General features: G+C 70.4%; 24 protein-coding genes. 14 read left to right on the top strand and 10 right to left on the bottom strand.

Annotated elements, in window-relative coordinates; genetic code table 11:
- Window positions 1-67 precede the first annotated feature (67 nt).
- The 6 genes from pdhA to CV755_RS23040 all read left to right on the top strand — a co-directional run bounded on the left by pdhA (window position 68) and on the right by CV755_RS23040 (window position 6,908).
- Window positions 68-1,210, top strand: a complete 1,143-nt coding sequence (pdhA, locus tag CV755_RS23065) for a pyruvate dehydrogenase (acetyl-transferring) E1 component subunit alpha (protein WP_109282204.1) — start codon at window positions 68-70, stop codon at window positions 1,208-1,210.
- On the top strand, window positions 1,210-2,190 hold the full coding sequence (locus CV755_RS23060) for an alpha-ketoacid dehydrogenase subunit beta (RefSeq protein ID WP_109282203.1): 981 nt from the start codon (window positions 1,210-1,212) through the stop codon (window positions 2,188-2,190). The genes pdhA and CV755_RS23060 overlap by 1 nt, the downstream gene beginning before the upstream one ends.
- Window positions 2,191-2,211: 21 nt before the next feature.
- Window positions 2,212-3,759, top strand: a complete 1,548-nt coding sequence (locus tag CV755_RS23055; RefSeq protein WP_109282202.1) for a dihydrolipoamide acetyltransferase family protein — start codon at window positions 2,212-2,214, stop codon at window positions 3,757-3,759.
- Window positions 3,760-3,979: 220 nt separating this feature from the next.
- Window positions 3,980-4,777, top strand: a complete 798-nt coding sequence (locus tag CV755_RS23050; protein ID WP_161968736.1) for a helix-turn-helix transcriptional regulator — start codon at window positions 3,980-3,982, stop codon at window positions 4,775-4,777.
- Window positions 4,778-4,860: 83 nt separating this feature from the next.
- Window positions 4,861-5,523: a GntR family transcriptional regulator gene (locus CV755_RS23045; protein ID WP_109282200.1), complete on the top strand. Its 663-nt coding sequence runs from the start codon at window positions 4,861-4,863 to the stop codon at window positions 5,521-5,523.
- Complete coding sequence (locus CV755_RS23040; protein WP_109282199.1) at window positions 5,520-6,908, top strand: MFS transporter; 1,389 nt, start codon at window positions 5,520-5,522, stop codon at window positions 6,906-6,908. The genes CV755_RS23045 and CV755_RS23040 overlap by 4 nt, the downstream gene beginning before the upstream one ends.
- Window positions 6,909-6,911: 3 nt before the next feature.
- Here the strand turns inward: CV755_RS23040 and CV755_RS23035 are convergent, their stop codons facing one another.
- A complete protein-coding gene (locus tag CV755_RS23035) occupies window positions 6,912-7,742 on the bottom strand; it encodes a maleylpyruvate isomerase family mycothiol-dependent enzyme (protein WP_109282198.1) in 831 nt (276 codons plus the stop codon).
- 136 nt (window positions 7,743-7,878) lie between these two features.
- On the opposite strand from CV755_RS23035, the gene CV755_RS23030 reads away from it, so the two are divergent.
- On the top strand, window positions 7,879-8,658 hold the full coding sequence (locus CV755_RS23030) for a carbon-nitrogen family hydrolase (protein WP_109282197.1): 780 nt from the start codon (window positions 7,879-7,881) through the stop codon (window positions 8,656-8,658).
- A 187-nt stretch (window positions 8,659-8,845) separates the two neighbouring features.
- Window positions 8,846-9,466, top strand: a complete 621-nt coding sequence (locus tag CV755_RS23025) for a hypothetical protein (protein WP_109282196.1) — start codon at window positions 8,846-8,848, stop codon at window positions 9,464-9,466.
- A 90-nt stretch (window positions 9,467-9,556) separates the two neighbouring features.
- Here CV755_RS23025 and CV755_RS23020 read toward each other — a convergent pair whose 3' ends face one another.
- Both CV755_RS23020 and CV755_RS23015 read right to left on the bottom strand, forming a co-directional pair.
- Window positions 9,557-10,456: a hypothetical protein gene (locus tag CV755_RS23020; protein WP_109282195.1), complete on the bottom strand. Its 900-nt coding sequence runs from the start codon at window positions 10,454-10,456 to the stop codon at window positions 9,557-9,559.
- Complete coding sequence (locus tag CV755_RS23015; protein ID WP_109282194.1) at window positions 10,453-11,865, bottom strand: phenylacetate--CoA ligase family protein; 1,413 nt, start codon at window positions 11,863-11,865, stop codon at window positions 10,453-10,455. The genes CV755_RS23020 and CV755_RS23015 overlap by 4 nt, the downstream gene beginning before the upstream one ends.
- Window positions 11,866-12,526: 661 nt before the next feature.
- Between CV755_RS23015 and CV755_RS23010 the strand changes: the two genes are divergently transcribed.
- Window positions 12,527-13,267 (top strand): IclR family transcriptional regulator, encoded by a 741-nt coding sequence (locus CV755_RS23010; RefSeq protein ID WP_241561362.1) that lies wholly within the window; start codon window positions 12,527-12,529, stop codon window positions 13,265-13,267.
- A gap of 273 nt (window positions 13,268-13,540) precedes the next feature.
- On the opposite strand, the gene CV755_RS23000 is transcribed toward CV755_RS23010, so the two are convergent.
- Entirely contained in the window at window positions 13,541-13,942 is a 402-nt protein-coding gene (locus CV755_RS23000) for a DNA-binding protein (protein WP_109282192.1), read from the bottom strand.
- A gap of 356 nt (window positions 13,943-14,298) precedes the next feature.
- Here CV755_RS23000 and CV755_RS22995 point away from each other — a divergent pair, with 356 nt between their 5' ends.
- The 3 genes from CV755_RS22995 to CV755_RS22980 all read left to right on the top strand — a co-directional run bounded on the left by CV755_RS22995 (window position 14,299) and on the right by CV755_RS22980 (window position 17,912).
- Entirely contained in the window at window positions 14,299-15,531 is a 1,233-nt protein-coding gene (locus tag CV755_RS22995; protein ID WP_109282191.1) for a helix-turn-helix domain-containing protein, read from the top strand.
- A 245-nt stretch (window positions 15,532-15,776) separates the two neighbouring features.
- A complete protein-coding gene (locus CV755_RS37365; protein WP_479681640.1) occupies window positions 15,777-16,031 on the top strand; it encodes a DUF7848 domain-containing protein in 255 nt (84 codons plus the stop codon).
- A 54-nt stretch (window positions 16,032-16,085) separates the two neighbouring features.
- Window positions 16,086-17,912 (top strand): NHL domain-containing thioredoxin family protein, encoded by a 1,827-nt coding sequence (locus CV755_RS22980; protein WP_109282188.1) that lies wholly within the window; start codon window positions 16,086-16,088, stop codon window positions 17,910-17,912.
- A gap of 6 nt (window positions 17,913-17,918) precedes the next feature.
- Here CV755_RS22980 and CV755_RS22975 read toward each other — a convergent pair whose 3' ends face one another.
- The 4 genes from CV755_RS22975 to CV755_RS22960 all read right to left on the bottom strand — a co-directional run bounded on the left by CV755_RS22975 (window position 17,919) and on the right by CV755_RS22960 (window position 22,287).
- The gene (locus tag CV755_RS22975) at window positions 17,919-18,143 is read right to left on the bottom strand and encodes a hypothetical protein (RefSeq protein ID WP_109282187.1); all 225 of its coding nucleotides are present in this window, start codon (window positions 18,141-18,143) and stop codon (window positions 17,919-17,921) included.
- Window positions 18,144-18,236: 93 nt separating this feature from the next.
- On the bottom strand, window positions 18,237-18,869 hold the full coding sequence (locus tag CV755_RS22970; protein ID WP_109282186.1) for a DUF4232 domain-containing protein: 633 nt from the start codon (window positions 18,867-18,869) through the stop codon (window positions 18,237-18,239).
- A 74-nt stretch (window positions 18,870-18,943) separates the two neighbouring features.
- Window positions 18,944-20,233, bottom strand: a complete 1,290-nt coding sequence (locus CV755_RS22965) for a M18 family aminopeptidase (protein ID WP_109282185.1) — start codon at window positions 20,231-20,233, stop codon at window positions 18,944-18,946.
- A 227-nt stretch (window positions 20,234-20,460) separates the two neighbouring features.
- Entirely contained in the window at window positions 20,461-22,287 is a 1,827-nt protein-coding gene (locus CV755_RS22960; protein WP_109282184.1) for an acyl-CoA dehydrogenase, read from the bottom strand.
- A gap of 132 nt (window positions 22,288-22,419) precedes the next feature.
- Between CV755_RS22960 and CV755_RS22955 the strand changes: the two genes are divergently transcribed.
- On the top strand, window positions 22,420-22,872 hold the full coding sequence (locus CV755_RS22955) for an SseB family protein (RefSeq protein WP_109282183.1): 453 nt from the start codon (window positions 22,420-22,422) through the stop codon (window positions 22,870-22,872).
- A gap of 81 nt (window positions 22,873-22,953) precedes the next feature.
- Here CV755_RS22955 and CV755_RS22950 read toward each other — a convergent pair whose 3' ends face one another.
- Window positions 22,954-23,898, bottom strand: a complete 945-nt coding sequence (locus tag CV755_RS22950; protein WP_109282182.1) for a trypsin-like serine peptidase — start codon at window positions 23,896-23,898, stop codon at window positions 22,954-22,956.
- Between the two features lie 71 nt (window positions 23,899-23,969).
- On the opposite strand from CV755_RS22950, the gene CV755_RS22945 reads away from it, so the two are divergent.
- Window positions 23,970-24,926 (top strand): pirin family protein, encoded by a 957-nt coding sequence (locus tag CV755_RS22945; RefSeq protein WP_109283463.1) that lies wholly within the window; start codon window positions 23,970-23,972, stop codon window positions 24,924-24,926.
- Window positions 24,927-24,929: 3 nt separating this feature from the next.
- On the opposite strand, the gene CV755_RS22940 is transcribed toward CV755_RS22945, so the two are convergent.
- Window positions 24,930-25,169, bottom strand: a complete 240-nt coding sequence (locus CV755_RS22940) for a hypothetical protein (protein ID WP_109282181.1) — start codon at window positions 25,167-25,169, stop codon at window positions 24,930-24,932.
- Between the last annotated feature and the right edge of the window lie 20 nt (window positions 25,170-25,189).

Below are 25,189 nucleotides of genomic sequence, written 5' to 3'. Positions count from 1 at the left end.
CCCCACGGCGGGGGGATCCCCTTCGGCCGCCGGCGACCCCGGGGGCCGGACAGACGGAGGAGCACACGTGACCGTGGAGAGCACCGCTCCGCGCAAGACGCGCGGCGGAAAACGCGCCGGGAGCAGGAAGCCGGCCGGCGAGCCGCAGCTGGTGCAGCTGCTGACGCCCGAGGGCGAGCGGGTCGAGCACCCCGACTACGCGATCGACGTCACGCCCGAGGAACTGCGCGGCCTGTACCGGGACATGGTGCTGACCCGCCGCTTCGACGGCGAGGCCACCACCCTGCAGCGCCAGGGCGAACTGGGCCTGTGGGCCTCGCTGCTGGGCCAGGAGGCGGCCCAGATCGGCTCCGGACGTGCCTCCAGGGCCGACGACTATGTCTTCCCCACCTACCGCGAGCACGGCGTCGCCTGGTGCCGCGGGGTGGACCCGGTGAACCTGCTGGGCATGTTCCGCGGTGTCAACAACGGTGGTTGGGACCCCAACGAGAACAACTTCCACCTCTACACCATTGTCATCGGCTCCCAGGCGCTGCACGCCACCGGCTACGCCATGGGCGTCGCCAAGGACGGCGCCGACTCCGCGGTGATCGCCTACTTCGGCGACGGCGCCTCCAGCCAGGGCGATGTGGCCGAGGCCTTCACCTTCTCCGCGGTCTACAACGCGCCCGTGGTGTTCTTCTGCCAGAACAACCAGTGGGCGATCTCCGAGCCCACCGAGAAGCAGACCCGCGTCCCGCTCTACCAGCGCGCCCAGGGCTATGGCTTCCCCGGTGTCCGGGTGGACGGCAATGACGTCCTGGCCTGCCTGGCGGTCACCCGGGCCGCGCTGGACCGGGCCCGCAGCGGCCAGGGGCCCATGCTGATCGAGGCGTTCACCTACCGGATGGGCGCGCACACCACCTCCGACGATCCCACCCGCTACCGGCGGGACGAGGAGCGGGAGTTGTGGGAGGCCAAGGACCCCATCCTGCGGCTGCGCCGGCTGCTGGAGCGCGAAGGCCACGCGGACGAGGCCTTCTTCGCCGAGCTGGAGGCGGAGAGCGACGCGCTCGCCAAGCGGGTACGCGACACCGTGCGCACCATGCCCGACCCGGACCGGATGGCCATCTTCGACAACATCTACGCCGACGGCCATGCGCTGGTCGATGAGGAGCGCGAGCAATTCGCCGCGTACCAGGCTTCGTTCGCAGACGAGGAGAGCCGCTGATGGCCATCGAGAAGCTTTCGATCTCCAAGGCGATCAACGCCTCGCTGCGCACCGCCCTGGAGACCGACCCCAAGGTCCTGATCATGGGTGAGGACGTCGGCAAGCTCGGTGGCGTCTTCCGGGTCACCGACGGCCTGCAGAAGGACTTCGGCGAGGACCGGGTGATCGACACCCCGCTGGCCGAGTCCGGCATCGTCGGCACCGCCATCGGCCTGGCGCTGCGCGGCTACCGCCCCGTGGTGGAGATCCAGTTCGACGGCTTTGTCTTCCCCGCCTACGACCAGATCGTCACCCAGCTGGCCAAGATGCACGCCCGGGCACTGGGCAAGGTCAAGCTGCCGGTGGTCATCCGGATCCCCTACGGCGGCGCCATCGGTGCCGTGGAGCACCACAGCGAGTCCCCCGAGGCGCTGTTCGCGCATGTGGCGGGCCTGAAGGTGGTCTCCCCCTCGAACGCCGCGGACGCCTACTGGATGCTTCAGCAGGCCATCCAGAGCGACGACCCGGTGATCTACTTTGAGCCCAAGCGGCGCTACCACGACCGCGCCGAGGTGGACACCGAGGCGATCCCCGGCCCGCTGCACGCCGCCCGGGTGGTGCGCCAGGGCACGGACCTGACGCTGGCCGCCTACGGCCCCATGGTCAAGACCTGTCTGGAGGCCGCGGCGGCGGCCGAGGAGGAGGGCAAGTCGCTGGAGGTGCTGGACCTCCGCTCCATCTCGCCCATCGACTTCGACAGCATCCAGGCCTCCGTCCAGCGCACCCGCAGGCTGGTCGTGGTCCATGAGGCCCCGGTCTTCTTCGGCTCCGGCGGGGAGATCGCGGCCCGGATCACCGAGCGCTGCTTCTACCACCTGGAGGCCCCGGTCCTGCGGGTCGGCGGCTACCACGCCCCTTATCCGCCGTCGCGGCTGGAGGACGAGTACCTTCCCGGACTGGACCGGGTACTCGACGCCGTCGATCGCGCCCTGGCGTACTGAGGGCTGAGGAGAGTCGTGACGATGACTGCGAGCAGCGAGCGCTTCCGCGAGTTCAAGATGCCCGATGTGGGCGAGGGGCTCACCGAGGCCGAGATTCTCAAGTGGTACGTGGCCGTGGGGGACACCGTCTCCGACGGTCAGGTGGTCTGCGAGGTGGAGACCGCCAAGGCGGCCGTGGAACTGCCGATCCCCTTCGACGGCGTGGTGCATGAGCTGCGCTTCGAGGAGGGCACCACGGTGGACGTCGGGGTGCCGATCATCTCCGTGGACACCCAGCCGGGTGCGGGTCCGGCGGAGCCGGTTACCGAGGTGGGCCAGGGCAAGCCGGACGCCTCGGCGGCCGTTCCGCCGCCGGCCGAGCCGGCCGCGCACGCGGAGACGGCGGGCACCCAGGGCCGTCAGGCGGTGCTGGTGGGGTACGGAGCGGCTCCGTCCTCCACCAAGCGCAGGCCGCGCAAGTCGCAGCCGGACCGGGCGGGTTCATCGGTGACCGCCGGAATCCAGGCGGAGCTCAACGGGCACGGTGCCGCACCCGCCGGAGTCGGCACCGGCGCGGTGCCGGCCGCCGGGTACGCACCCGGTCAGGCCGGCGTGTCCGCCGCCATAGGTGCCGTCCCCGCGCAGGGTGCCGCGACGACCGCAGGAGCAACGGCCTTTGCCACACCGGCCGTTGCCGCCCGTCCGCTCGCCAAGCCCCCGGTCCGCAAGCTGGCCAAGGACCTGGGCATCGACCTGGCGGCCGTCACCCCGACCGGTCCGGACGGGATCGTCACCCGGGATGACGTCCATGCCGCCGCCCAGCAGGCGACGGCCCCGGCCGTCCCGGTGGCCGAGGCCACCGCGCCCGCCGCACCCGCCGGGGCCGTCGCGGGCGAGACCCGTATCCCGGTCAAGGGCGTCCGCAAGGCCACCGCCCAGGCCATGGTGGCCAGCGCCTTCACCGCGCCGCATGTCACGGAGTTCATCACCGTTGATGTCACGCGCACCATGAAGCTGGTCCAACAGCTCAAGCAGGACCCGGACTTGGCGGGGCTGCGGATCAACCCGCTGCTGATCGTGGCCAAGGCGCTGCTGCTGGCGATCCGGCGCAATCCGGATGTCAACGCCGCCTGGGACGAGGCCAACCAGGAGATCGTCCGCAAGGACTATGTGAACCTGGGCATCGCCGCGGCCACCCCGCGCGGCCTGCTGGTGCCCAACATCAAGGACGCCGGCCGCAAGACGCTGGCCGAACTGGCCACCGCGCTGGCCGACCTGGTGACCACCGCCCGAGAGGGGAAGACCGCGCCCGCCGATATGCAGGGCGGCACGGTCACCATCACCAATGTCGGGGTCTTCGGTGTGGACACCGGTACGCCCATCCTCAACCCGGGCGAGTCCGCGATCCTGGCCGTGGGCGCCATCAAGCTCCAGCCCTGGGTGCACAAGGGCAAGGTCAAGCCCCGGCAGGTCACCACGCTGGCGCTGTCCTTCGACCACCGCCTGGTGGACGGCGAGCTGGGCTCCAAGGTGCTGGCCGATATCGCGGCCGTACTCGAGCACCCCAAGCGCCTGCTGACCTGGGGCTGATGGCCCGGGGCCGAGCCAAGCGGCAGAACGGAAGAAGGGCCCGGCGCGCTGTCTCCTCACCCCCCTCCCGTGAGGAGCGCAAGCAGCGTCCGGGCCCTTCTTCCGTGTTACGGAGCGGCCTCGGGACATCACCCTGGCAGGGGGTGGAATGGCCCGTGTGCGGCAATTTACTTAAGATTGGCCGACACTTTCAGTGTCGGTTTCTGGTGCTGGAGGGACCGTGGAGCAGCAAGGCGATTCCATCAGTCGCCTGCTGCGTGCCTGGCGGGCCCGGATCGACGCCCATACCCTGCCCGAGCTGCGCTGGGTGCAGCCCCGGCCGGGCCGGCGGCTCTCCCAGGCGCATGTCGCCCGGATGACGGGCGTCAGCGAGGGCTGGTACCGGGCGCTGGAGGCCGGCCGCCGCCAGGACTTCTCCGAGAGCTTTCTGCTGCGGGTCGCCCAGGCGCTGCGGCTCAGTGACGCCGAGACGCTGACCCTCTTCCTGGCCGTCACCGGCCGCCGCCCGCCCGGCCTCCCGGCCCGGCCCCGCGAGGACCTCCCGGAGGGCGTCCGCAGCCTGCTCCAGCAGCAGGTGAGCTATCCCTGCTATCTCTCCGACACCGCCTGGAATGTGGTGGCCGCCAACGACCTGATGGGTGAGTGGTTCCCCTGGGTGCTGCGCCCCGCCCCCAATCTGATGCGCTGGGCGCTGCTGCACCCCGAGGCCCGGGAGCAGATGCTCGACTGGGAGGACAACTGCGCCCGGCAGTATCTGGCCATGCTGCGGGTGGCCGCCAACAGTGACCCGGCGAACGCCGAACTGCGGGCGCTGGTAAGGGAGATCCTGGACGCCGACGCCGACTGCCGGCGCATCTGGTCCGAGGAACACGATGTGGTGGAGCACCGGGACGGCCATGTCTTCCGCCTGTGTCTGCCGTACCACGGCCATACGGAGGTCAGGGTGGCCAGCCATGTGCTGCTGCCCATACAGCGTCCCGATCTGCGCTTTGTGTTCATCACCCCGCTGACCGACTGAACTGCGCACCGGTCCGTACCAGTTGGCGTCCGGATCGCGGACAGGGTCTCATCAGGCATCTGTGTTGTATCTATGCTGTGCGCATGTCTTTCGCTCCCACTGTCCAGGACAGCCGGCCGCCGGCCGCCGAGCGGGTCTACGCGCATGTCAAGGAGGCGGTCCTGCACCGGCGTTACGAGGGCGGCACGCTGTTGACCGAGGGCGGTCTGGCCGAGGCCGTGGGGGTCTCCCGGACGCCCGTCCGGGAGGCGCTGCTCCGGCTGGAGGGCGAGGGACTGCTCAAGCTCTATCCCAAGAAGGGGGCGCTTGTGCTCGCCGTGTCCGCCCAGGAGATCTCCGATGTGGTGGAGACCAGGCTGCTGGTGGAGCAGCACGCCGCGGCCAAGGCGGTGCCCGCGCCGCCGCTCCTGATCGAGCGCCTGGAAGAGCTGGTGGACGATATGCGGCGGCAGGCCGAGGCGGGCGACCTGGCCGCGGTCTCGGTCAGCGACCGCGCGTTCCACGCCGAGATTGTCCGCAACGCCGGGAACCAGATCCTCTCCCGGCTCTATGACCAGCTGCGCGACCGGCAGTTGCGGATGGGGGTGGCGGTGATGCACGCCCATCCGGACCGGATTGCCAAGAACATCGCCGAGCACACCGAGATCCTCGCCGCCCTGCGGGACGGGGACGCCGAGGCGGCCATCGAGATCATCGGGCGGCATGTGAGCTGGGTACGCAACCTGGCCCGCGGCGAGGTCCGGTGAACACCGCCGCCGCCCTTCCCTCGGATCCTCCTGGTGGCCGCCGTGCCGTCTTCGTCTGGGGAATCGGCGTAGCGGTCTACTTCGTCGCCATTGTCTTCCGCACCAGCCTGGGCGTGGCCGGTCTGGACGCCGCCCGCCGCTTCCATGTCAGCGCCTCCGCGCTGTCCACCTTCTCCATCCTCCAACTGCTGGTCTACGCGGGCATGCAGATACCCGTCGGCCTGCTGGTGGACCGGCTGGGCACCAAGAAGGTGCTGGCCCTGGGCACGGTGCTGTTCACCGCCGGACAGCTGGCCTTCGCCCTCTCCCACACCTATGGCATGGCGCTGGCCAGCCGGGCGCTGCTGGGCTGCGGGGACGCCATGACCTTCATCAGCGTGCTGCGGCTGGGCTCGCGCTGGTTCCCCGTCCGGTACGGCCCGATGATCGCCCAGGTGGCGGCGCTGTTCGGGATGGCCGGCAATCTGGTGTCCACCCTGCTGCTGGCCGATCTGCTGCACGCCCGCGGCTGGACGGCCACCTTCGCGGGCAGCGCGGCGGCCGGAGTGGTGGTGCTGGTCCTGCTGCTGGCCTTCCTCAAGGACCATCCCGAGGGCCATCCCGGGGGCGATCCCCTGGGCCGGACTGCGGGCCACCCGGAGAACCATCCAGAGAACCACCCCGAGGGCCACGCCGTCCCGGCGCCCGCCGCCGCCCCGCCCGCCGATCGCCGGGTGCGCCGTCAGATAGCCCTGGCCTGGCGGGAGCCCGGCACCCGGCTCGGCCTGTGGGTGCACTTCACCACCCAGTTCCCCGCCATGGTCTTTCTGCTGCTGTGGGGGATGCCCTACCTGGTCCAGGCCCAGGGGCTGTCCCGGGAGACCGCGGGCGCCCTGCTCACCCTGGTGGTGCTGGTGAACATGGCCGTCGGCCTGGTCTACGGGCAGATCGTCGCCCGGCACCATGACGCCCGGCTGCCGCTGGCCCTGGGCACCGTGGCGGCCACCGCCCTGCTGTGGGCGGCCGCGCTGGGCTGGCCCGGGCACGCGCCCATGGCGCTGCTGGTCACCCTGTGCGCGGCGCTGGGCGCCTGCGGCCCCGCCTCCATGCTCGGCTTTGACTTCGCCCGGCCCGCCAACCCGCCGGAACGGCAGGGCACCGCCTCCGGCATAGTCAATATGGGCGGCTTCACCGCCTCCATCACCACCCTGCTGGCCATCGGCGTACTACTGGACGCCACCGGCCAGAACTACCGGGCCGCGTTCTCCGCCGTATTCGCCGTCCAGGCGCTGGGCCTGGCCCAGATCCTGCGGCTGCGCGGACGGGCCGAACGCCGGGAGCGGGAACGGGTGGTGGCCTCCCGGGTGGAGACCGTCCATGTTCCCGCCCGTGACCTCACGGCCTGAGCGTTACGGGGTGACGGCGAACGCGGCGAGGATCGCCCGCGCCAGCCGCCCGTCCCCCTCCACCTTGACCCGGTCGGCCACCGCCTCCGGCCGTACCCGGCCGCAGGCCAGCCGCAGATAGGTCTCCCAGTCCAGCGAGAACGCCACCGTCGGCCCCAGCGAGACACTGGCGTCCACCGAGCCCCGGCCGTGCTCGTCCACCCGCACCGTGCGCAGGAACTCCACCGGCCCATGCACATCGAAGGCCACCGTGGCGCCGGCCGGGGCGCCCGCGTCCTCGGCCACCACCCGGGGCAGCGCGCCCACCAGCACATCCCGGGTGAGCAGCCCGCCCGGCGAGTCCAGATTGCCGGGCACGCCCAGCGCCCGGCGCAGGTCCTGCTCGTGCACCCATACATCGAAGGCCCGGGTGGTCAACGTCCGTTCGAGAGTGCGCTCGTTGTCCGTCCCCAGCGGCCAGCGCACCGGCGTCTGCGGTGAACGGTTGTCATTGCGCAGCTGCCGGGACCGCCGGATGATGGTGTACTCCAGCTCGGAGGTCATCTCCAACGCCGTGTGGCAGCGCCGGACATCGACCTGAACCTCGATATACCGGCTGAACTCGTCGGTCACATGGAACAGATCACGCGGCAGGGTGTGAATGGGCCTGGGCTCGCCCAGCATTTCGCACTCCACACCGATCACATGGGACACAACGTCCCGCACCGACCACCCCGGGCACTCGGTGGGCCGGTTCCAGTCGCTCTCGGCGAGCGGCTTGACCAGTTCGCTGATGGCCTCGATGGAGTGGGTCCAGGCATCGACGGCGGGCTGCAGGCTTGGGTGGACGGTCACGGTGGTCCCTCGGGCGGTGCGGGCGGGGCAGGGCTTATGGCGGTGGCACGTGCTCTCAATCGCATGCTCCTCGGCTTAAGTTACGCTGCGGCCGGTCGGACCGGCAGAGGTTTCCCCTACCGAGAGCGGTGGTACTGTGCGCGCCTCCCTGATCCAGCTCGCCGTGACCGAGGACGAGACCCCCGAGGCCCGCCGCGCCCGGGCCGCCGCCCTCGTCCTCGACCAGCGCGGCAGCGACCTGGTGGTACTGCCCGAACTCTGGCCGCTGGGCGCCTTCGCCTTCGACCGCTTCGCCGCCGGGGCCGAGCCGCTGGACGGCCCCACCGCCGCCGCGATGTCAACTGCCGCCCGCGGCGCGGGAGTCTGGCTGCACGCCGGCTCCATCATCGAACGCGCCACCGACGGCGCCCTCTACAACACCTCCCTCCTCTTCTCCCCCGAGGGCCAACTGGCCGCCCGCTACCGCAAAATCCACCGCTTCGGCTTCGACCGCGGCGAGGCGGTACTCCTCGGCCGCGGCGAGCGGCCGGTCACCCATGCCCTCCCCGACACGGTCCTGGGCCTGGCCACCTGCTATGACCTCCGCTTCCCGGAACTCTTCCGGTCCCTGGTGGACGCCGGCGCCCAGACCCTGGTCATCCCGGCCGGCTGGCCCGACCGCCGCCGCGACCACTGGACCCTCCTGGCCCGCGCCCGCGCGGTGGAGAGCCAGTGCTACGTACTGGCCTGCGGCACGGCGGGCACCCACGCGGGCGTACGGCAGGCGGGCCACTCCCTGGTCATCGACCCCTGGGGCGAGGTCCTGGCCGAGGCCGGCCACGACGAGCAGATCCTCACCGTGGACCTTGACCCGGAACGGGTCGCCCGCACCCGGGAGGAGTTTCCGGTGCTGCGGGACCGGGTGCTGGGGCGGTAACCGGCCGGGCTATCCGGACACCAACGTTCCGCTCCCTGTAGCGGTTTGGTGACATCAGGCGCACGGCGTGCTCACACCCGGTCCATAGCTTTTCCTCAGCAGCACCGCCCAACTCACCCGCCCCACAGCTGAGGAAAGCGGCATGCGGACACTCATCCCTCAAGCGCTCATCACTCAGGAGCCACGCATGTCTCGTCGCCGTACTGCCCTGCGCGTCACCCTTGCCACCGCCGCCCTCGCGGGTGCCGTCCTCGCCCCCGTGTCCGCCGCCTTCGCGGCGGACGCGGCCCCGGCCTCGGCCAGTGGCCACGCACCCATCACCGAAAAGCGGCTCCCCGACGGCAACAAGGCCATCATCTACCCGATGTCGGCCCACAACTTCACCGCGGTCATCGTCTCCCCCAGAAATGCCGAGCTGGCGGTCCTGGGCGCCAAGTACCCGGTCTACCGGCACGGCAGCTGGGTGATCAAGCTCAACGCCCGTACCGGCCAGATCACCGCGGACCGCGTCAAGCCCGTCCCCAACTGCCAGGTGACCAAGGAGACGGGCGCGGGCGCCGGCACCATGGCGCTGCTGAAGACCGATCTCAACGGCCCGCACGCCGCCTTCCTCGACGGGGACACCCACAAGCGGTTCACGGTCTGGCTGGACCGCAAGCACCCCGTGCTCCCCAAGCGCTACGGCTTTATGGCCAAGATCGTCGGCGCCAACACCAAGCACCCCAAGCTGGTCTTCAACTTCGAGGGCGGCGGCCACCCTTCGGCCACGGTGACCTTCCCGGCCCTCCCGGCGAGCTGCCACCGCTGACCTGAGCTACTGACGCATGGGCGGCACCGTTGCCACGGTGCCGCCCATGCGGCGTTGACGGTGCTTCTCGTGGCTGCCGAGCCGCGGCATCTATGCCTGGGCCGGGACGTTCCCGGCCTGAGTCCCGGCGGTCGCGACGCGGCGGAACGCGAGTTCGGCCATCCGCCGTTCCGGGCCCCGGCGGCGCAGGAGCAGGTGGCCGGCGAAGGCCGCCGGGCCGAAGAACACCTGGGCCGGGATCAGCGCCGGGGCGTGCCCGGTGACCGCGCCGACGATGTGCAGGGTGGCCATCGGGGCCACGGCGCCGAAGAGCACGACCAGCACGATCCCGGTGCGCAGCCCCGCCTTCCCGTACGCCTTGTAGGCGGCGGTGGTGAAGAGGGCGTAGGCCAGCAGGTCACCCATGCCGAGCACGGCGCCGAGGTCCTCCCCGAGGCGCAACCCGGCCGCGGGGGCGAAGGGGTAGCCCTGGACCGCGTCGGACAGTTCCTCGGTCAGCGGGACGACCCAGGCGAAGAACGCGTCATAGACGGTGAGCGCGAGCAGGAACCATGCGACGTTCTTCAGCCGCATCCCGCCCTGGACGTTGATATTGGTGGCGGAGACCACGACCAGGCCGACGACGCAGCTGTTGGCGATCCAGTACGGCGCGGCGGTGTCGCCGAAGGCAAGGTGGGCGCCGAGCACGGCCGCGATCAGCACGGCGATCAGCGCCCAGCGCAGCCTTCCGTCGCCGATGACGGGCTGGTAGCCGACGGACAGCCCGCCCGCGAAGGCCACCGCGAGCACCACCGGCAGGACCGCGCCGGGCAGCGCCAGGTACAGGTACGGCAGCGCCAGGACGAAGCCCATCATCAGGAAGATGTCGGCACCGTTGAAGACGCCGATCGGCGGCCGGGTGGTGCGGACGGTGCGGAAGTAGCCGACGGCGCCGGCGCACACCGCGAGTACCAGGGCGCAGCTGACCGCGAGTTGGAAGAAGACCGTCATGCCTGGCTCCGGGTGAAGGTGTGCTCCAGCAGGTCGCAGCGGAGCGGGAAGCGCAGCGCCGCTTCCGCGTCGTCCAGCGGCAGGACGGTGACATCGGCGTCGATGCCCTCGGCCCGCAGCCGTTCGGTCACGTCGGCCGCGCCGAGTTCCTTGGAGGCGACCTCTATGTGCAGCCGGCGCCGGGCGGTGACCTCGGCCCGGTGGCGCAGCGGCCATGGCAGGCCGGGGGTGCCGTCCAGCGCCTCCACGATGTCGCGCGGGGTGACGACGGCGTCGGCGGTGCGGTACACCTGTCCGGCCTTGCCGAGGATGTGGGAGACCGCGGGGACCGAGGCGAGTTCGCAGGCGGGCTCGCCGTCCAGGGTGCGGACCACGTCACCGGTGTTGTAGCGCAGGACGGGCATGCATTCCCGGTAGGGGAAATACGGGGTCACCGTCAGCTCGCCGAGGCGGCCGGGCCCGGCGGGCTCGCCCGTCTCAAGGTCGAGGACCTCCGTGTACCCCATGTTGGGGTCGATATGCAGGTGATGGTGGGTACAGGTACGGCCGCTGACGGGCAGCAGCTCGGTCATCCCGAAGGAGTCACCGACGGTGCGTGCGCCGAAGGTCTCGCGGAACGCGGCCGCCAGGTTGCGCGACAGCATCTCCCCTCCCGCGTAGACCGCGCGCAGCCCGAAGTCCTGTGGCCCGTAACCGCGTTCGCGGGCGACGCCCACCAGGCGGGCGAGATAGCTGGGATTGCCGGTGAGCACCGTCGGCCGGGGGCCGGAGCGGCCGAGCAGGTGCTCGACGGACTCCTCGGGCGGGACCTGTCCCACGACATGACAGGCGGCGTTGGCGAGGCGGCACACCTCGACGTCCTCCTGTACGGCGGCGGTCGCCCGCGAGCTGAGGTTGATCTGCATCCGGTCGCCGGGGCCGAGTTCGCCGCGGAGCACCAGGGACAGCGCGATCAGGGCGGGCCACAGCTCCATCTCGTAGCGGGAGAGCCAGATCCGGACCGGCGTTCCGGTGGTGCCGGTGGTCTGCGTCACCAGGTACGGGTCGCTGCAGAGGAAGTCGGCGGGGCGGGCGATCAGGTCGGCCTTGCGGGTCACCGGGATGCGGGGGAGCGTCTCGGTCGTGATCCCGGCCGGGTCCACTCCGGCGAGCCGTTCCCGGTAGAAGGGCGAGCGTGCGGCGAGCCTGCGCACGGTGCGCTGGAGCGCCCGGTTCTGCAGATCGCGGCGCTCGGCCGGATCGGTGAACGGTCCGTCGGCCAGTTCATCGACATCGTCGCCGAGTGAGCCGAACTCCTCCAGCGTGGCGAGCGCGTCGGCCACCAGCCGTTCCACGGCCCGTGCGTTCAGCCGCCGGCCGAACACCATGGCCGTGGCCACCCGCACCTGCCGGACAGCCGTCTCCAGCACTGATACCTCCCTCGCACCTCGGACAGGACGAAGGGGTGGGGGCGGCCGGCCGCCCCCACCCCCGGGGTTTACGTCAGCTGCACGAACAACCGCCGAAGAAGACCGCCGTCAGCGCACCCATGACGTACTTGAACTGCTTCGCGCTCGTCTTGATGGAGCTCATATGTGCCTCCCCTGTTTGCCGCGAGTGGACGTCCGCTTGACTCCCGCAGGAGTGCCGGCGTTCCGTCCGTTGACGGGAAACACAGTGGCTCGATCACTGCGCACGGGCAACGATCCGGTCCATTCAACGGACCGGCGACTGAGGGAAGCCGTTCCAAAACCCCGACTCGCTGTGCACCTTGTTACCAACGGGGGGCGTCACTGTGCAGACGTCAACTACTCATAGGGCAGCGGCCGAAGTAGGTTCACCGCTGCCGGTGTTCAGCCCGAACCGGACCCTACGGGCAATGGCGGTGCTTTCGACTGATCCCGCACTGCTTTTCGGCACATCGGCAGCCAACACCCGCCGATTTACACGTCACATGGGGTCCACCAGGTCGAAGGGGTCTGACGGGGGAATTGCGGGGCCGTCCGATCGACGGCCCGGCATGAGAGGGGGACCCTCATGGCGAGATCCGGCACTGAGGGACGCGGCGTGCTGGAAGGCGCGTTCGCACTCATGGAGGTACTCGCGCACGATGACGAGGTGGGGCTGACCCGGCTGGCGAGTGATGCCGAGCTGCCGAAGGCCACCGCCCACCGGCTGCTCCGGCAGCTGGTCGCACTGGGCGCGGTGCAGAGTCATAAAGGCCGCTACCGGCTGGGCCCGCGGACGTTCCGGCTCGGGCAGGCCTGGCATCCGGCGCGCGCACTGCGAGCCGCCTCGGCTCAGCCGTTACGGGAACTCGCGGCGGTCAGCGGTGAGGCGAGCCTGAGCCTGTCGGTGCCCGAAGCCGGACACATCGTCGTCGTCGGGGGCATGCGGGGCGAGGTGGACGAGATCTTCCCGCTGCGCTCCGGTGTCGTCCTGCCGCCCGGCAGCGCGGCCGAACTGGTCCTGGCGGCGGCCGCCCCGGTGCCGGAGCGGCCCGCGGGGTGGACGGAGGCCGCCTGGGCGCGTGAGGTCGCGGGGATCCGGGAGCGGGGGCTCGCGTTCGACTACGAGCAGTGCGTGGAGTCGCTGTCGTGCGTGGCGGCTCCGGTGCACTCGGCGTCCGGCCAGGTGGTGGCCGCCGTCGCGGTGACCGCCCTGGACGCGAAGCTGATCCCCCCGCTGTGCGACGCGGTGAGCCGCGCGGCGTCGGCGATCAGCGGGCGGCTGGCCCGCCTGCCGGAGCCCGCGCCCAAGCCCCGCAGGGCCGGGCCGGCCCCGAACCGGGCCGTGAAGCGCTTCACGGGCGCGACCGACCCAAGCCGCTGAGCCGGCGCCGTCCGGACCGTCCCGTATCGGCCGCCTTCGCCGCCATCCGGTACCAGCGCACGGTCCTGGAGCCGGCCGAACCCGGATAGGTCTTGGCGTACGGCAGTCAGGCCCCCGGCGGCTCTGGGGCGAGGTGGAGGCCGCGTACCAGTGGTGGCCGGCAAACGGCCGTCCGGGATTCGAGCGGTTCGGCCTCAGCGTCACGGCGCAGGGGCAGACCGCCCGGCTGGACGACCCGGGCAACCCGGTGAGCGGGCCGCCCACTGGCATGGGCTAGATCCCGATCAGCCGTACCCGGTCCCCACACAGCTTGGTCATGTCATCGACGTCCGAGGTCAGCATGGCCACCGGGCCCGGCTGGCGAAGCGCTGCCTCGGCGACGGTCGCGTCCAGGGCGTACTTGTGGCCGTGCAGCCCGGTGGACTTGAGGAGCCGGGCCGCGGCTCGCGCCCCCTGCTCGGTTACCGGTTCCACCTTCACCTGGGACAACACCCAGTTCAGACGCGGTGGGTTCACCCGGTCATGGCTGACCTCCACGATGGTGTTGGCGCTGACCACGAAGTCCGCTCCCATGGTGAAGAAGCGCTGAAGCAGTGCATGGGTCCTGCGGTCGGCGGTGACCCACGACGACAGCCCCTGAGAGTCCAGGACGACCGTCTCGAACCGTGCCTTCACGCGGCGTTCGCCGTCCCGGCGGATTCCGGGCCGAAAATCATCGTTTGTGGAACGGCGCTCGGGGTGACTGACCGTCAGGCAGTGGATCCACCAAGGATCCCCACTCGGACACATGGGGTGCCGGGGGCACTCCATTCTCTAACGGGATATTCCAAAAGGACCCGGCCCCCATGTCCACGCACCTTTCCGCGAAATAGGTACCCGGGGGGTCTGGCGCAAAAAGGCATCGATCCGCGCCGTGCCGACAGGGCCGTCTACCGATCGTGGCGAACGGCCCTTGCTGTCACGGACCGGGGCCGCTTGCCGGGCGTACGCTGCGGGTATCAGAGCCTCACCCGTTAAAGGGAGCGTGCAACATGACTGATCTGCCCGCCGAGTTGACGACTGGTGAGCGTGTCCGCATCCTTCGCGAACGCCGAGGGATGACGCGCGCTGTGCTCGCTGGTCTGGTCGGTCGGTCATCTGACTGGTTGAAGAAGATCGAGAACGGTGAGCGGGAGCTGAGGTCGATCACGCACCTCGTGCGGCTTGCTCACGCGCTACACATTTCCGATGTGGCCATACTGACCGGGGATGAGCTGGCCATCCCGGCGGACGCCGTCGGCAAGTTGTCTCACGCTTCCGTTACACCGATCAGGGCGGCTCTGCATGGCGTCTCGTTCGTCGGCACGCCGACCGTGGGGCCGTGCTCCCCTGAAGCGCTGAAAGGCCGTGTGGAGGGCGCGTGGCGGCTCTGGCACCGCAGCCGGTACCAGCGAACAGAGGTCGGGGCGCTGCTGCCTGACCTGATCCGGGACGCGCACGCCTGCGTGAAGGCTCACCAGGGGGACGACCGGAGGGCCGCTCACGCTGCTACAGCCGACCTGTACCGACTCGTTCAGCGGTTGCTCGCCCACATCTGTGAGCCCGAGCTGTACTGGCTCGCGCTGGACCGTGGACGGGCGCACAGCGAGGAGTCCGACAACCCCGTCTCTCTCGCTCTGGCGGCGTGGTCTACGGCCATTGGGCAGCGCGCGGCAGGGTTCGGGGAAGAGGCCGTACAGACGGACGAAGCCGGTATGGCACTGCTGCGGGAGCTGCTGGAACAGGGCGATCTCGAAGTCCTGGGAGTCTACGGGGCGTTGAACCTGCAAGCCGCTATTTCGTGCGGACTCGACGGCCGCTCTGGTGACGCTGAGCGGTATCTGGCGGAAGCTGACCGTACGGCATCCCGTCTGCCCGCTGGCTACACGCACACCCCGTCAGCGTTCGACGCATCCAACGTCGCGATTCACGGCGTGAGCGTCGGTGTGGGGCTGCTGACGCCGGGGGAGGCTCTGCGGCGCGCTGAGGCCATCACGCCGGAAGCCGTCGGCTCCCTGGAACGGCGCTCCCGTTTGCTGCTCGACATTGCGGCCGGGCACCACCAGAAGCACGAGACGGCGGCAGGGGTGCACTACCTGTCAACGGCGCACAAGATCAGCCCGGAAGGGGTGCGTTACGTGCCATTTGCGCGGAGCCTGGCCCGGGACTTGGCCAAGGCTGCGTCCGGCCCGCTGAAGGCCGATGCTGTCGCGCTTGCTGAGGCTGTGGGAGTAGCTGCTGCCTAACCCATTCGAGCAGGGGGACAGTTTGGGTCCGTCACCAACTCCGCTTCGCCTTAACGTCCTTCGCGACCTACGCGAGGGGATGGCGAGACGGTGGCGGGCGCGATCAAAGACGAGTACGTAACCTACGCCCCGGCGGGTGAGACGTGCCCGCTGTGCAGGAAGCCGATCGGGAAGCTTGAGCCCGTGTACCGGGCAGAGGTGGAACGCGCGTCGGCAGGCCCGGCGGTCGTGTATCGGCACGCGAAGTGCGTCCGGGCGGTGGGGGGCAAGTGAGCACCCGTGCCGTGTACCGGTTCGTACCGCACACGATCACGCACGTGCCGGAGGGCGGGGTGATCTTCGAAGCGTTCTGTACTACGAAAGGCTGCGGAGAGGACTCCGGCCCTCAGGATGGGCACGAAGCGGCTCAGGACTGGGCTCTACACCACACCGGGCGCACCGGTCACGATCTCTTCCGACGCGTCGTGACCGACCACGCGAAGGTGAGTCGTGAAGAGTAGGGGCGACAAGTTGCCGTGACCCGGCGTTCATCCCGGGGTGGCACTCTTGATCCCATGAACGCCACCTCCCCAGCCCCGCGCCGTGCCCGTGTCCGTGCCCCTGAGCTGGTCGGCAAGGGCGGTTGGATCAACACCGGTGGCAAGAAGCTGACTCTCGCCGACCTGCGAGGTAAGTGCGTCGTTGTAGACTTCTGGACCTTCTGCTGCGTCAACTGCCTGCATGTGCTTGACGAGTTGCGCGAGCTGGAGGAGAAGCACCGGGACACCACGGTAGTAATCGGGGTGCATTCGCCCAAGTTTGTCCATGAGGCGGAGCATCAGGCCGTGGTGGACGCCGTGGAGCGCTACCAGGTGCACCACCCGGTGCTGGACGACCCCGAGCTGGCCACCTGGAAGCAGTACGCGGTGCGGGCCTGGCCCACTCTGGTGGTGGTGGATCCGGAGGGGTACATCGTGGCCCAGCACGCCGGCGAGGGGCATGCGCACGCGCTGGAGAGGCTGGTCGGCGAGCTGGAGGCGGAGCACGAGGCCAAGGGGACACTGCGGCGCGGGGACGGGCCGTATGTGGCCCCGGAGCCCGTGGCGGGCGAGCTGCGGTTTCCGGGGAAGGCGCTGGCGCTGCCCGGCGGCACCTTCCTGGTGTCCGACACCACCCGGCACCAGCTGGTGGAACTGGCGGCGGACGGCGAGACGGTGCTGCGCCGCATCGGCACCGGGGAGCGCGGGTTCACCGCTGAACCGGCCCGGTTCAGCGAGCCCCAGGGGCTGGCGCTGCTGCCGGACGGGCAGGTGATCGTGGCGGACACGGTCAACCATGCGCTACGGGCCTTCGACCCGGCGACCGGCGCGGTACGGACCGTCGCCGGGACCGGGCGGCAGTGGTGGCAGGGCTCGGCGACCGCCGGGGACGCCCGGGGCGTGGACCTGTCCTCGCCCTGGGACGTGGCCTGGTTCGCCGACCGGGTGTGGATCGCCATGGCGGGGGTGCACCAGCTGTGGACCTACGACCCGGCGGCCGGGACGGTCCGGGTGGCGGCGGGCACCACCAACGAGGGGCTGGTGGACGGGGCGGCCGACGAGGCGTGGTTCGCCCAGCCCTCCGGGCTGGCGGCCGCCGGGGAGCGGCTGTGGGTGGCCGACTCGGAGACCTCCGCGCTGCGCTGGGTGGAGCGGGACGGGGAGGAGTTCACGGTGCGCACCGCCGTGGGCACCGGCCTGTTCGACTTCGGGCACCGGGACGGGGACGCGGCCCAGGCGCTGTTCCAGCACCCCCTGGGGGTCACCGCGCTCCCGGACGGCTCGGTGGCGGTGTGTGACACCTACAACCATGCGCTGCGCCGCTACGACCCGGCCACCGGCCAGGTGAGCACGCTGGCGACGGACCTCAGGGAGCCCTCCGACGCGGTGCTGGCGGGGGAGGACATCGTGGTGGTGGAGTCCGCCCGGCACCGGCTGACCCGGCTGCGGCTGCCGGAGGAGGCGGTGCGGGTGGAGTCGGTGGCCCACCGCACCCGGCGGGAGGCCACCGAGGTGGCTCCCGGGCGGCTGCTGCTGGAGGTGGTCTTCCAGGCCCCGCCCGGCCAGAAGCTGGACACCCGCTACGGTCCGTCCACCCGGCTGCTGGTCAGCTCCACCCCGCCGGAGCTGCTGGCGGACGGCGCCGGCGCGGACAGCGAGCTGCGCCGGGAGCTGGTGCTGGCGGACGGGGTGACCGAGGGCGTACTGCATGTCTCGGCCATGGCCGCCTCCTGTGACGACGACCCGGCCAACGAATACCCGGCCTGCCATGTGCACCAGCAGGACTGGGGAGTTCCGGTGCGGGTGACGGCGGACGGTGCCGCACGGCTGCCGCTGGTGCTGGCCGGACTCGACTCCCACTGAGGAGAGTCACCGCACCATCCGGTGGTCCTCCTCGACCACCGGCGCGGCCGGCGGCGGCGGTTGCACCCGGCGGCGCTTGTAGATGGCGACATAGGCGTTCAGTCCGACGAACCCGACCACCATCATGATCAGGCCGGCCAGATGCACATTGACGCCGTGCATATGCCAGTTGACGGCGAAGGTCAGGATTGCCCCGACGGTGATCAGACCGATGCAGGCTCCCATACCCATGGGAGAACTCCTTCCACGAGTGGTCGGCCGCCCCTTCGGCTACCCCCGATGGGACCGGCCAACCACTCGCGGCGGCCAACCGCTGGTGGCCGGCTACCACTTGAGCGCGGCGGCCTCGCTGTCCTGCCAGTAGGTGGTCTGCGAGGAGTCGTCCACATGCAGCGGGGTGGCGGGCAGCGCGGCCTGGGTCTCGCCGCCCTCCACCTGGTCGCCGCCCTCCGACTGCAGGGCGACATTGAGCTGCTTGGCGTCCCGGCCGGTGCCGCCGGAGCCGTCCGCGGAGGACGTACGCACGCCCGCGTAGGCGGACTTGCCCGGCGCCAGCTTCACCGGCTTGGCGGGCTTGCTCTGGTCCACCGAGGCCGCCGAGGCCTGGTCCTGGTCGAAGCGCAGGAAGGGGAAGCCATAGGCGGTGCACGCCTTCTTGGCGGTGGCCACCAGCAGCAGATGCCGGTCGGGCGAAGTGACCTTACGGGTCTCGATCTTGACATCGGCGGGGGTGCAGGCGTCGCCCTTGGCCGCGCCCTTGCCGGCGCTGTCCTCGCCCTCCTCGCCGGCGTCGTCACCCCCGTCGGCGCCGTCCGCGGTCTGTGCGTCGGCCTTGTCGTTCTTGGTGCTGTCCTTGTCCTTGCTGTCCGAACCGCCGCCGCCACCACAGGCGGTGAGGGTCAGGGCGGCGACGGCGGCCAGTGCGGCGGCCGCGGTACGCAGGGTGCGGGTGTTCATGGGAGGTTCCCCCGGAATGGGATGGCTGCGGGTGGTACGGCCAGATCATGCCGCAGTCCGGGGGAACCGTCGCGTCAACCCTCCAGGAACGCGGTGAGCACCGAGGCCAGCAGGTGCGGATCGTCCGCCCCGCACAGCTCCCGGGCGGAGTGCATGGACAGCAGCGCGACCCCGATGTCCACGGTGGCGATGCCATGCCGGGCCGCGGTGATCGGGCCGATGGTGGTGCCGCAGGCCACCGAGTTGTTGGAGACGAAGTGCTGGAACGGTACGCCGGCCCGCTCGCAGGCGGCGGTGAACACGGCTCGTCCGGTGCCCTCGGTGGCATAGCGCTGGTTGACATTGGTCTTGAGCAGCGGGCCGCCGTTGGGCAGCGGCAGATGCCCCGGCTCATGCCGCTCGGGGTAGTTGGGGTGCACCGCGTGGCCGGTGTCGGAGGACAGGCAGACGGTGCCCGCGAAGGCCCGTGCCCGGTCCTCGTAGGAGCCGCCCCGGGCGTAGACCGAGCGCTCCAGCACCGAGCCCAGCAGCGGGCCCTCGGCGCCGGTGTCGGACTGGCTGCCGTTCTCCTCGTGGTCGAAGGCGGCCAGCACCGGGATAAAGGGCAGTTGTTCGCCGGTGACCGCGGCGGCCAGCGCCGCCGTACCGGCGTGCACCGAGAGGAGGTTGTCCATCCGCGGACCGGCCACCAGCTCGCGGTCCCGGCCCAGATAGGCGGGCGGCTCCACGCTGTGCACCATCAGGTCCCAGCCCAGGATCTCCCCGGCCGAGGTCCCGGTTTCCTCGGCGACAAACCGGATCAGACCGCCCTCGTCCACCGGGCCCAGGCCCCAAATCGGCGTCATATGGCGCTGCTTGTCCAGCTTCAGGCCCTCGTTGACGCTCCGGTCGAGGTGGATGGCCAGCTGCGGTACGCGCAGCAGCGGACGGTCCACATTCACCAGTCTGCTGCTGCCGTCGCGCAGGGTGATCCGGCCGGACAGGCCCAGGTCGCGGTCGAGCCAGGTGTTGAGCAGCGTCCCGCCGTACACCTCCACGGCCACCTGCCGCCAGCCGTGCGAGCCGGTGTCCGGCAGCGGCTTGACGCGCAGATTGGGCGAGTCGGTGTGCGCACCGACGATCCGGAACGGGGTGGCGGCGGTGGCGCCGTCCGGTACGTACCAGGCGACGATGGCGCCGCCGCGGATCACGAACTTGCCGCCGCCGGCCGCGTCCCAGGGGTCGGTCTCGGCGACCTGGCGGAAGCCCGCCTTCTCCAGCCGCTCCGCGGTGTTGGCCACCGCGTGGTAGGGGGAGGGGCTTGCGGCGAGGAAGGTCAGCAGGTCGTCGGTGTGGCCGCGGTCGAAGCGGTGCGCAGAGCTCATGGCCTCCAGGATAGGCACGGGGGGCAATCGGCGCCGGTGTGCCGAGCCGCCGCGTATGGCCCGGGGTGCCGCCCCCCGAACGGCCGTGAGCCCGCTCCCTCCCCGGAGCGGGCCCACGAGTTGTTACGGACGGTTCGCGATGGATTTGTCTGCGGGCCGTCCGTGGCTGGTCGCGCAGTTCCCCGCGCCCCTACCGGGGCGCGGGCTGCGCCTGATTGGATCGCGGCTTAGAACGCCGCCTCGTCCAGCTCCATCAGGGACTGGTCCACCGTCTCGGCGAGGGCGCGCTCCGCCGCCAGGTGCGGCAGGATCTCGCGGGCGAAGAACTTCGCCGCCGCGATCTTGCCGGTGTAGAAGGGCTTGTCCTTGGTGGAGGCACCGGCCAGCTTCTCGGCGGCCACCGCGGCGCCCTTGAGCAGCAGGTAGGCGACGACCACATCACCGGAGGCCATCAGCAGGCGGGTGGTGTTCAGACCCACCTTGTAGATGTTCTTGACGTCCTTCTCGGTGGCGGCGAGGTCGGTCAGCATGGCGCCGACGATGCCCTCCAGGTCCACCGCGGCCTTGGCCAACTGCTCGCGGGCGGTGGCCAGTTCCTCGCCGCCGGGGGCCTCGGCCAGGAACTTCTTGATCTCCTCGGAGAGGGCGGTGAGCGCCTGGCCCTGGTCGCGGACGATCTTCCGGAAGAAGAAGTCCTGGCCCTGGATGGCGGTGGTGCCCTCATAAAGGGTGTCGATCTTGGCGTCCCGGATGTACTGCTCGACCGGGTACTCCTGGAGGTAGCCGGAGCCGCCGAAGGTCTGGAGGGACTGGGCGAGTTGCTCGTAGGACTTCTCCGAGCCATAGCCCTTGACGATCGGCAGCAGCAGGTCGTTCAGGCCGTGCAGGGCCTTGGCGTCCTCGCCCGCCGCCTCCTTGACCAGGATCTCGTCCTGGACGGCGGCGGTGTAGAGCACCAGGGCGCGCATGCCCTCCGCGTACGCCTTCTGCGTCATCAGCGAGCGGCGGACGTCCGGGTGGTGGGTGATGGTGACCTTGGGGGCGGTCTTGTCGGTGAATGCCGCCAGGTCGGGGCCCTGGACGCGCTCCTTGGCGTACTCAAGGGCGTTGAGGTAGCCGGTGGAGAGGGTGGCGATGGCCTTGGTGCCGACCATCATCCGGGCGAACTCGATGATCCGGAACATCTGCCGGATGCCGTCGTGCTTGTCGCCGATCAGCCAGCCCTTGGCGGGGTGCTTGTCGCCGAAGGTCATCTCACAGGTGTTGGACGCCTTCAGGCCCATCTTGTGCTCGACGTTGGTGGCGTAGACGCCGTTGCGGGCGCCCAGTTCACCGGTCTCGAAGTCGAACTCGTACTTGGGGACCAGGAAGAGCGACAGGCCCTTGGTGCCGGGGCCGTGGCCCTCGGGGCGGGCGAGGACATAGTGGAGGATGTTCTCCGCCATGTCGTGCTCACCGGAGGTGATGAAGCGCTTGACGCCCTCGATGTGCCAGGAGCCGTCCTCCTGCTGGATGGCCTTGGTGCGGCCGGCGCCCACGTCCGAGCCGGCGTCGGGCTCGGTGAGGACCATGGTGGAGCCCCACTGCTTCTCCACCGCGATCTTGGCGATGTGCTTCTGCTGCTCGGTGCCCTCCTCGAAGAGGATGCCGGCGAACGCCGGGCCCGAGGAGTACATCCACACCGCCGGGTTGGAGCCCAGGATCGCCTCGGCGTACGCCCAGATCAGGCTGCGGGGCACCACGGTGCCGCCGATCTCCTCCGGGATGCCCAGGCGCCACCACTCGGCGTCCATGTACGCCTGGTAGCTCTTCTTGAAGGACTCGGGGATCGGGGCGGTGTTGGTCTCCGGGTCGAAGACCGGCGGGTTGCGGTCGGCGTCCGCGTACGAGGCGCCCAGCTCGTTCTCCGCGAGGCGGGTGATCTCCTGCAGCACGCTCTTGGCGGTCTCGACGTCCATCTCCGCGAACGGGCCGGTGCCGTACCGCTGGTCGCGTCCGAGCACCTCGAAGAGGTTGAACTCGATATCGCGGAGATTCGACTTGTAGTGGCCCATGACGACGGCTCCGTAAGGGGTGACGGGCGGAAGTGCCTCTGTGCGTACCGGTCAGTAAGCTGCATGATGCTACCGGTCGGTAATAAGGCGCAACCCCTGTTGGGGGTGATGTGACTCGTTACGCTTCTGCTTATGTACGGCTACGACCAGAACGTGGGACAGCAGGGCTATGTGCCTCAGCAGCAGCCCGGCGGCTATCCGGAGCAGCCGCTCTACCCCGAGCCGTCGCCGCCGTCGCTCGCGGACGCGGTGCGGGCGTTCACCACCGGGCAGATGGCTCCGGAGGATTTCCAGGTGATCTTCGCCAACTCCAAGGTGTACTGCCCCCGGGGAGACAATCCGGGCTTTCTCGCCCTGCACAACACCCAGCAGCCGGTGATCCCGATGTTCACCTCGCTGAAGGAGCTGCGCCGCTATGCGGGCAAGGAGTCCAAGTACTTTGTGATCACGGGGGCGGAAGTGATCGATCTGCTGCCCACGGGGTATGGGTTCGTCCTCGATATGGAGGGCGATCACCGGATGGTGTTCGACGCCAAGGCGGTTGAGCAGATGGTGGAGTTCGCGATGCGGCGGATGTACGGCTGAGGGGTTCCGGTTGCGTTGCGGGGGTACGGTCCGCCGATGCCGACGGCGGTCAGCCCCCACGCAACGGCCCCGCGCCTTGCGCTACTTCGTGGCCCGCTCGTACAACGCCCGTACATCGTCCCCGAAGTACGAGCTGTACGAGGTCTCGTCGTCGCCCCCCTCGTCCTTGCCGCCCAGGACGCCGTTGACCGTGCCCAGCCCCGTCCCCGGATCCACATCCGTCAGCACCGGGCTTCCGCTGGTCCCGCTGGGCAAGCCCTCGCAGTCGAAGCGCAGTTGGGTGGCGCTCTCCATCCGGGTCGCGTTCTGGCAGCCCAGCGGTGTCTCGCTGTCGCTGGGGTATCCCAGCACCCGCGCCGGTCTCGGCGCCGAGGGCCGGAAGGCGATCCGTTCCGCGCCGGTCACCCGCTCGATGGGCGTCGCCGACCCCACCTGGCGGACGTGCAGGAAGGCCACATCATGGTCCTCGTCCCGGTCACTGATCCACTCCGGGGCGACATCGATCGCGGTGGGCACCCACACCCCGTAGGGCGCCACCCCATCGTGGTAGCCGGGGACAAACGCGATGTCGGTATGGAAGCCGTTCTGGTGAACGCAGTGTGCGGCGGTGACCAGCAGATCACCGGTGGGACTGTGCACCACGCTCGCCGTGCAGCCATGGCCCGGGTCCCCCTGTCCGGTGTAGAACAGCGGCCCGATCGCGGGTGAGGGGCTCATCTCCCGCGCCGCCAGCGGCTTGGAGGCGGGCAGCGGGTCGGTGTGCGGTGCCTCCCGGTCCGCCGCCTGCGGCACCGTGGGCCGCTCCGTGCCTGTCCGTACCCGGACCGCGGACCGCATGGCCTCGTCCGTCGCCCTCCCGGTCCCGGCCGGCTCCCGGTAGTGCCCGGAGGACTCCCCCTGGGCGAGCGGCTCGTCCGTGGCCGCGCCATGGGTGGCCACCAGCAGGCCCACCACGGCCAGGGCCACCACCGTGGCGATAAGGACGGTCAGACCGGCCCGGCGCGGGCCGCCGGCGTTGAGGCGCATTGCGGAATGATCCCACCTTGTGAGTTGTTCAGTGTTCAACTAAATTGGAAGTGAACACCGAGGAGGCCGTCATGCCCGCAGTGACCGTAGAGAACCCGCTGAACCTGCCGCGTATCGCGGCACCCGCCGGGACCAGCGTCGCCCGGCCCGTGCTCGCGGTCTCGACGGCGCCCAGCGGTCTGGAGGGCGAGGGATTCCCGGTGCGCCGGGCCTTCGCCGGCATCAGCTACGCCCACCTCGATCCCTTCATCATGATGGATCAGATGGGCGAGGTGGACTACGCGGCCGGGGAGCCGCGCGGCACCCCCTGGCACCCCCACCGCGGCTTCGAGACCGTGACGTACCTGATCGACGGGACCTTTGTGCACCAGGACTCGCACGGCGGCGGTGGTGTGATCACCGATGGCGACACCCAGTGGATGACCGCCGGGTCCGGCCTGCTGCACATCGAGGCGCCGCCGGAGGAACTGGTGGCCTCCGGCGGTCTCTTCCACGGGCTCCAGCTGTGGGTGAACCTGCCGGCCAAGGACAAGATGATGGCCCCGCGTTACCAGGACATCAGGGGCGGCAGCGTCCGGCTGCTGGCCTCCCCGGACGGCGGTGCGCTGGTGCGGCTGATCGCCGGGGACCTGGCGGGCCATCTGGGCCCGGGCGCCACCCATACGCCTATCACCATGATCCACGCCTCGCTGAGCCCGGGCGCCGAGCTGGTGCTGCCCTGGCGGCCCGACTTCAACGCCCTGGCCTACGCCCTGGCCGGACATGGCTCGGCGGGAGCGGAGGGCCGCCCGTTCCGGATGGGCCAGGCGGTGGTCTTCGGCACCGGCGACAGCCTGACCGTAAGGGCGGACCGCACTCAGGAGTCCCGCACCGAGAACTTCGAGGTGGTGCTGCTGGGCGGGCTGCCGATCAGGGAGCCGATGATGCACTACGGCCCCTTTGTGATGAACACCCATGCCGAACTCGCCCAGGCCGTCGATGACTTCAAGGCGGGCCGGCTGGGCACCATCCCCGCATCGGCGGCCTGACGTTCAGGGGCGGGCGCGGAGCAGCGTACGCAGCATCCCCGCGCCCGCCGTCACCGCCGCCAGATGCAGGGCAACGGCGGTGGCCGGGTCCTCCGGCAGCGTCATGCCGGACGGCCGGGCCACCGCCAGGCAGATGATGAGCGGCAGCTTCCAGCCGCTCCAGGCGAACAGCGAGCCGGAGCCCAGCCATCCGGCCGCCGGCGGAATCCGCGGCGGCCAGTACCGCCCACAGCCCCAAGTCACCCGTCAGCAGGCGCCGGTTG

This window comes from Streptomyces orinoci (assembly GCF_003121295.1).
Classification (GTDB): Bacteria; Actinomycetota; Actinomycetes; order Streptomycetales; family Streptomycetaceae; genus Streptomyces; species Streptomyces orinoci.
Note: the sequence above shows the minus strand (reverse complement) of the source record. Positions and strands in the feature narration are given on the sequence as shown.

Excerpts from the sequence above, each read along its gene's own strand:
- CV755_RS22960 (WP_109282184.1), bottom strand. The coding sequence starts at position 22,287 with ATGGGCCACTACAAGTCGAATCTCCGCGATATCGAGTTCAACCTCTTC.
- CV755_RS23055 (WP_109282202.1), top strand. The coding sequence starts at position 2,212 with ATGACTGCGAGCAGCGAGCGCTTCCGCGAGTTCAAGATGCCCGATGTG.
- CV755_RS23010 (WP_241561362.1), top strand. The coding sequence starts at position 12,527 with ATGGAGGTACTCGCGCACGATGACGAGGTGGGGCTGACCCGGCTGGCG.
- CV755_RS22975 (WP_109282187.1), bottom strand. The coding sequence starts at position 18,143 with ATGGGTATGGGAGCCTGCATCGGTCTGATCACCGTCGGGGCAATCCTG.
- CV755_RS22995 (WP_109282191.1), top strand. The coding sequence starts at position 14,299 with ATGACTGATCTGCCCGCCGAGTTGACGACTGGTGAGCGTGTCCGCATC.
- CV755_RS23060 (WP_109282203.1), top strand. The coding sequence starts at position 1,210 with ATGGCCATCGAGAAGCTTTCGATCTCCAAGGCGATCAACGCCTCGCTG.
- CV755_RS22945 (WP_109283463.1), top strand. The coding sequence starts at position 23,970 with ATGCCCGCAGTGACCGTAGAGAACCCGCTGAACCTGCCGCGTATCGCG.
- CV755_RS22950 (WP_109282182.1), bottom strand. The coding sequence starts at position 23,898 with ATGCGCCTCAACGCCGGCGGCCCGCGCCGGGCCGGTCTGACCGTCCTT.
- CV755_RS23020 (WP_109282195.1), bottom strand. The coding sequence starts at position 10,456 with ATGACGGTCTTCTTCCAACTCGCGGTCAGCTGCGCCCTGGTACTCGCG.
- CV755_RS22970 (WP_109282186.1), bottom strand. The coding sequence starts at position 18,869 with ATGAACACCCGCACCCTGCGTACCGCGGCCGCCGCACTGGCCGCCGTC.
- CV755_RS23025 (WP_109282196.1), top strand. The coding sequence starts at position 8,846 with ATGTCTCGTCGCCGTACTGCCCTGCGCGTCACCCTTGCCACCGCCGCC.
- CV755_RS23045 (WP_109282200.1), top strand. The coding sequence starts at position 4,861 with ATGTCTTTCGCTCCCACTGTCCAGGACAGCCGGCCGCCGGCCGCCGAG.
- CV755_RS22965 (WP_109282185.1), bottom strand. The coding sequence starts at position 20,233 with ATGAGCTCTGCGCACCGCTTCGACCGCGGCCACACCGACGACCTGCTG.
- CV755_RS22955 (WP_109282183.1), top strand. The coding sequence starts at position 22,420 with ATGTACGGCTACGACCAGAACGTGGGACAGCAGGGCTATGTGCCTCAG.
- CV755_RS22980 (WP_109282188.1), top strand. The coding sequence starts at position 16,086 with ATGAACGCCACCTCCCCAGCCCCGCGCCGTGCCCGTGTCCGTGCCCCT.